Annotated in this window: 5 protein-coding genes and 1 riboswitch; of the genes, 1 reads left to right on the forward strand and 4 read right to left on the reverse strand. The window is 74.8% G+C overall.

Annotation, left to right across the window (positions count from 1 at the left end):
• Nucleotides 1–18: 18 nt before the first annotated feature.
• Genes ribB through ribD form a run of 4 tightly spaced genes read right to left on the reverse strand, consistent with a single transcriptional unit; the run spans nt 19 to nt 3,883 of the window.
• Nucleotides 19–1,440, reverse strand: a complete 1,422-nt coding sequence (ribB, locus tag GL263_RS20155) for a 3,4-dihydroxy-2-butanone-4-phosphate synthase (RefSeq protein ID WP_182857142.1) — start codon at nt 1,438–1,440, stop codon at nt 19–21.
• The gene (locus tag GL263_RS20160) at nt 1,437–2,105 is read right to left on the reverse strand and encodes a nicotinamide mononucleotide transporter family protein (protein ID WP_182857143.1); all 669 of its coding nucleotides are present in this window, start codon (nt 2,103–2,105) and stop codon (nt 1,437–1,439) included. The genes ribB and GL263_RS20160 overlap by 4 nt, the downstream gene beginning before the upstream one ends.
• Nucleotides 2,102–2,749 (reverse strand): riboflavin synthase, encoded by a 648-nt coding sequence (locus GL263_RS20165; RefSeq protein ID WP_182857144.1) that lies wholly within the window; start codon nt 2,747–2,749, stop codon nt 2,102–2,104. The genes GL263_RS20160 and GL263_RS20165 overlap by 4 nt, the downstream gene beginning before the upstream one ends.
• Nucleotides 2,750–3,883 carry a bifunctional diaminohydroxyphosphoribosylaminopyrimidine deaminase/5-amino-6-(5-phosphoribosylamino)uracil reductase RibD gene (gene ribD / locus GL263_RS20170; protein ID WP_182857145.1) on the reverse strand — a complete coding sequence of 378 codons (1,134 nt, stop codon included), beginning with the start codon at nt 3,881–3,883 and terminating at the stop codon, nt 2,750–2,752.
• 132 nt (nt 3,884–4,015) lie between these two features.
• A riboswitch (FMN riboswitch) is annotated at nt 4,016–4,146 on the reverse strand.
• A 165-nt stretch (nt 4,147–4,311) separates the two neighbouring features.
• Here ribD and GL263_RS20175 point away from each other — a divergent pair.
• Nucleotides 4,312–5,544: an MFS transporter gene (locus GL263_RS20175; RefSeq protein WP_182857146.1), complete on the forward strand. Its 1,233-nt coding sequence runs from the start codon at nt 4,312–4,314 to the stop codon at nt 5,542–5,544.
• The last annotated feature ends 89 nt before the right edge of the window (nt 5,545–5,633 follow it).

The following is a 5,633-nucleotide window of genomic DNA, read 5'->3' on the forward strand; positions in this document are numbered from 1 at the left end:
GGGGGTGGTGTGGTGCGGTCAGCTGCGGCAGGCGGAGAGGGCGCCGGCGAAGTGGGGTCCGGCCACCTCCGCCGCCTCCTCCAGCCAGGGCAGGTCGTGTCCCATCCGGTCGCGCTTGGTGCGCAGGTAGTGCAGGTTGTGTTCGCCGGCCTGCACCGGGACGGCCTCCCGGGCGGTGACGAGCAGGCCGTGGTCGCCGAGGGCCCGCGCCTTCTCCGGGTTGTTGGTGAGCAGCCGCAGCGAGCGCACCCCGAGGTCGGTGAGGATACGGGCGCCGGCGGCGTAGTCGCGGGCGTCGGCGGGCAGGCCGAGTTCGACGTTGGCGTCCAGCGTGTCGCGGCCGCGTTCCTGGAGTTCGTAGGCGCGCAGCTTGGGCAGCAGGCCGATGCCCCGGCCCTCGTGCCCGCGCAGGTAGACGAGGACGCCGCGGCCCTCCGCCTGGATACGGCGCAGCGACTCGGCGAGCTGCGGGCCGCAGTCGCAGCGGTGGGAGGCGAGGATGTCGCCGGTCAGGCACTCGGAGTGCATGCGGACCAGCACGTCCTCGCCGTCCTGGTCGTCCTTGATGTCGCCGGCCACCAGCGCGATGTGCTCGACGCCGTCGGCGGTGGAGCGGTAGCCGAACGCCCGGAACTCGCCGTAGGCGGTGGGCAGCCGGGTCTCGGCCTCACGCAGCACGGCGGGCAGCGGCACCGGTCGCGCCGCCGCGGGAACGGCGGCCCGCTCGGCCGGGGCGGCCGCCTCCGGCGTCGGATCCGCGGCCTCCTCCCGGGCGCGGCGGTACTCCACGAGGTCGGCGATCGAGACGATGGCAAGGCCGTGCTCGCGGGCGAACGGCACCAGGCGCGGCAGCCGCATCATCGTGCCGTCCCGGTCGGCGATCTCCACGATCGCCGCGGCGGGCCGCAGCCCGGCGAGCCGGGCCAGGTCGACGCCGGCCTCGGTGTGGCCCTGGCGGACGAGCACCCCGCCCTCCCGGGCGCGCAGCGGGAAGACGTGCCCGGGGCGCACGAAGTCGTCGGCGACGGCGGTGGGGTCGGCGAGCAGCGCGATGGTGGTGGCCCGGTCGGCGGCGGAGATGCCGGTGCTGACGCCGTGCGCGGCGGAGGCGTCGACGGAGACGGTGAACGCGGTGCTCATCGACTCGGTGTTGCGGCCGACCATCTGCGGCAGCTCCAGCCGGTCCAGCTCCGGTCCTTCCATCGGCACGCAGATCAGACCGCGGCACTCGGACATCATGAAGGCGATGATCTCCGGGGTGGCCTTCTCGGCGGCCACCACCAGGTCGCCCTCGTTCTCCCGGTCCTCGTCGTCGACGACGACCACCGGGCGCCCGGCGGCGATGTCGGCGATCGCCCGCTCGATCGGGTCGAGCGTCAGGTCCTCGTCGACCGGCTCCGCCGCGGGGAGGTACTGCCCAAGGCTGCTCAGCGCGGTCATACCACCGCTCCTTCCACTGTGTGCGCCGGCTGGGCCGGCGCCGGGGTGCGGCGGGTGCGCAGCCACCAGGCCCGCATGCCCCACAACACCAGGACGAGATACACCAGGTAGACAAGTCCGGAGAAGACCAGTCCGCTGCTGAAGGCCAGCGGGACGCCGACCAGGTCGACCAGCAGCCAGGCGAACCAGAACTCCACCAGGCCCCGGGCCTGGGCGACCATCGCGGCGATGGTGCCGACGAAGATGTAGGCGTCCGCCCACGGGCTCCACGACAGGTCGGGGAACACGGTGAACAGCGTGCCGACCGCGACGGTGCCGGCCACCGTGCCGGCCAGCAGCGCCAGGCGCTCGCGGCCGGTGGCGAAGCGGACGGCGATCGTGCCGTCCTCTCCGGCCGCGGCGCCGGCGCGCCACTGCCGCCAGCCCCACACCGCGACCGCGATGACCAGGAGTTGCTTGCCCACTCCCCCGCTGAGGTTCGCCGAGTGGTAGGCGGCGACCAGGACCAGCCCGGCCAGCAGCTGCGCCGGCCAGGTGAGGCGCGAACGGCGCCAGCCGAGCGCGAGCGCGGTCAGGCCCAGCAGGTTGCCGATCATGTCCGACCAGATGACCTTCTGGCCGAACAGCACAAAGGCGGTGTCGTTGAGTGCCCCGAGCGCGCTCATCCGGCCACCTCGCCGGGGTCGGCGGCGCCGGCCACCCGCCCGATCCCGTCCGCCAGTCCCGCGCCCACCAGCCGCTCGACGTACTTGGCGAGGACGTCGACCTCCAGGTTCACCCGTTCGCCGACCGTGCGGCGGCCGAGGGTGGTGAGGGCGAGGGTGGTGGGGATGAGGCTGACGGTGAAGTGCTCGTCGCCGGCCTCCACCACGGTGAGGCTCACGCCGTCGACGGTGATGGAGCCCTTCTCCACGACGTAGCGGGCCAGGTTCCGGGGCAGGGCGAAGCGGAGCACCTCCCAGTGTTCGGCGGGGGTGCGCTCCAGCAGGGTGCCGGTGCCGTCGACGTGGCCCTGGACGATGTGGCCGCCGAGCCGGGCGCCGACGGCGAGGGCGCGTTCGAGGTTGACCGGGGAGCCGGGGGTGAGGTCGCCGAGGCCGGTGCGCCGCAGCGTCTCGGCCATCACGTCGGCAGTGAACTCGCCGTCGACGTTCTCCACGACGGTCAGACACACGCCGTTGACGGCGATCGAGTCGCCGTGCGCGGCGTCCTTGGTGACCAGGGGGCCGCGGAGGCGCAGCCGGCTGGCGTCCCCGAGGTCGGTGACCGCGGTGACCTCGCCCAGCTCTTCGACGATTCCGGTGAACACTCAGGGCTCCTCGGTGGTGTGGGGGACGGCGGTGATCCGCAGGTCCGGCCCCAGGCGGACGGTCTCGATGAGGGTGAGGCGACGGGCGTCGCCGATGGTTCCGATGCCGGCGTCGGCGAGGGCGGCGGGGCCGGCGCCCAGCAGTACCGGTGCCAGATAGCCGGTCACCCGGTCCAGCAGGCCGGCGGAGAGGAACGCGGCGGCCAGCGTGGCGCCGCCCTCCAGCAGTACCGAGCGCACGTCCCGCCGGTAGAGCGCGTCCAGGACGGCGGCAAGGTCAAGTCCCGGCCCGTCGGCGGCCCTGGGCACCCGCAGCACCTCCACGCCGGCGTCCTCGAGCTCGCGGGCGTCGGCGTCCTCGGCGGTGAACACGACGGTGGGCGCGGTGTCGTCCAGCACCCGGGCGCCGGGGGTGACGGCGTCCGCCGCGGTGTCCAGTACGACGCGCAGCGGCTGGGTCGCGCCCGGGACGCCGCGCACCGCCAGGTGCGGGTCGTCGGCGCGGGCGGTGCCGGAGCCGACCAGTACGGCGTCGGACTCGGCGCGCAGCCGGTGCACGTCGGCGCGGGATGCGGCGGAGGTGATCCAACGGCTGGTGCCGTCGGCGGCGGCGGTCCGCCCGTCGAGGGTCGCGGCGTACTTCCAGTGGACGTGCGGGCGGCGCAGCCGGGCGGCGGTCAGCCAGGCCGCGTTGCCGGCGGCGGCCTCCTCGACGAGCAGTCCTCCGGCGACGTCGACGCCGGCCGCCGCCAGGGTGGCGGCGCCGCCCGCCGCGGTCGGCGTGGGGTCGGCGACGGCGTAGACGACGCGGCTGATCCCGGCGTCCAGCAGTGCCTCGGCGCAGGGCCCGGTGCGTCCGGTGTGGTTGCAGGGTTCGAGCGTGACGACGGCGGTGCCGCCGCGGGCGTCGTCGCCGGCCTCGGCGAGCGCGTGGATCTCGGCGTGCGGGCCGCCTGCCCGCTTGTGCCAGCCCTCCCCCACGACGCGGCCGGTGCGGTCCAGTACGACGCAGCCGACGACGGGGTTGGGGCTGGTGTGTCCGAGCCCACGGGCGGCGAGTTCGACGGCGCGGCGCATGGCGTCGCGCTCACGGTGCGCTGCGGCTGCGGTGGCCACCGGGTCCTCCTGCCTCATCGGGCACGGACTCCGGGGCTGACGTGGGAAACGAACAGCGGGCCGGGCACTCGCACGGCTGACGGCAGGTCCCGCCGGGCGGCCATGGCAGACCGGACGGAACGCGCCTGCGACGTGCGTCGCGACGACCCGCCGCGCACTGCCTCCCATCCGGACTTTCACCGTCGGTCCAGGAGTTTCACCTGGTCAACCGACCGCTGGAGGCGGCCGGGTCGCGGACTGTAACCGCCGGTTCGGAATTACACCGACCCCGGAGTGCGCTGACGTCACTGATACGCGTCAAGTGTGCCACGGAGAGACGACTTCGCGACGCCGGGTTGCTGTGGGGTGACTCACACGGGCCCCGGCTGTCACGCTGGGCCGTGGCGCGCCGGTCGGCGTGCGGAATCCACCGACCCGGAGGGGCGGCGATCAGGGAAGGGGCAGGTATGGCGGAGTCCGGCCGGGCGTGGGAGGGCGGCGCGTCGAGGGCGCGCTGGGCGGTCGGGGTGGTCTTCGCGGTGCACGGCGCCGCGAGCGGTACCTTCGCCACCCGCATCCCGTGGATCAGGGAACGGCTGGAGATCGGCACCGGACTGCTCGGGCTGGCGTTGGCGTGCGCGACGGTCGGCGCCGCGCTGGCCATGCCGTTGGCGCCCCGGCTGGCCCTCCGGTACGGGCAGCGGCGGGCACTTCGGCTGCTGGTGCTGCTGTGCTGCCTGGGTCTGCTGTTGCCGACTCAGGCGCCGGCGCTGGTGTGGCTGTGCGTGGCGATGCTGCTGTTCGGCGGCTCGCTCGGGCTGCTGGACGTGTTGATGAACGCGCAGGGCGTGGAGGTCGAGAAGCGTCTGGGGCGGCCGGTCATGTCCGGTCTGCATGGGCTGTGGAGCGTGGGCACGCTGGTCGGCGGCGCGGTGGGCGCCGGCGCGGCGCATCTGGGGGTGGACGGCCGGCTGCACGCGGCGCTGGTGGCGCCGGTGCTGCTGATGGTGGCGCAGGTGGCCGCCGGGCGGACGCCGGACAGCGTGCCGGTGCGGGACGCCAAGGCGCCTCCGCACTTCGCGCTGCCGCCGCGCGGTGTGCTGCTCGTCGGTCTGGTCGGGTTCTGCGCGGTGTTCGCGGAGGGCGCGGCGATGGACTGGTCGGGGGTCTATCTGCGGGACGTCACCGACGCTTCCCCGGGCCTGGCGGCAGGTGCCTACACGGCTTTTGTGTGCACGATGGCGCTCACCCGGCTGGGTGGTGACGCGCTGGTGCGCCGGTTGGGCGCGGTGGCGACCGTGCGGGCCGGCGGGGTGCTGGCGGTGGCGGGCGGCTCACTGGTGACCGTCGCCGGTACGCCTGCGGTCGCGGTCGCCGGGTTCGCGCTGCTGGGGGTGGGCATCGCGGTGGTGGTGCCGCTGTGCTTCGCCGCCGCCGGGCGTGCGTCGGCGGTGCCCGGCCAGGCGATCGCCGGGGTGGCGACGCTCGCCTACGCGTCGGGGCTGGCGGCGCCGGCACTGGTGGGCTGGATCGCCGAACTGACAAGTCTTTCCGTGTCGTTCGCGGTGGTGACGCTCCTGGCCTCGGGGCTGGTCTGGGGCGCCGGGCTGCTGCGGCCGAGGCCGCGGACGGCGGCCCGTTCGGCGGCCCGTTCGGCGGCCCGTTCGGCGGAGCGCACAACCGGTGGCACTCACCCGTAAGGGGGGTGCTGGCCCCGCCGGGCCCCCACACCCGCGCGGGCGCTGGGACGCTGCTGGCATGGAGTCAGCGCAGCACACGGTCCTCCGCC

Source organism: Streptomyces durbertensis (assembly GCF_014156695.1).
Lineage (GTDB): Bacteria > Actinomycetota > Actinomycetes > Streptomycetales > Streptomycetaceae > Streptomyces > Streptomyces durbertensis.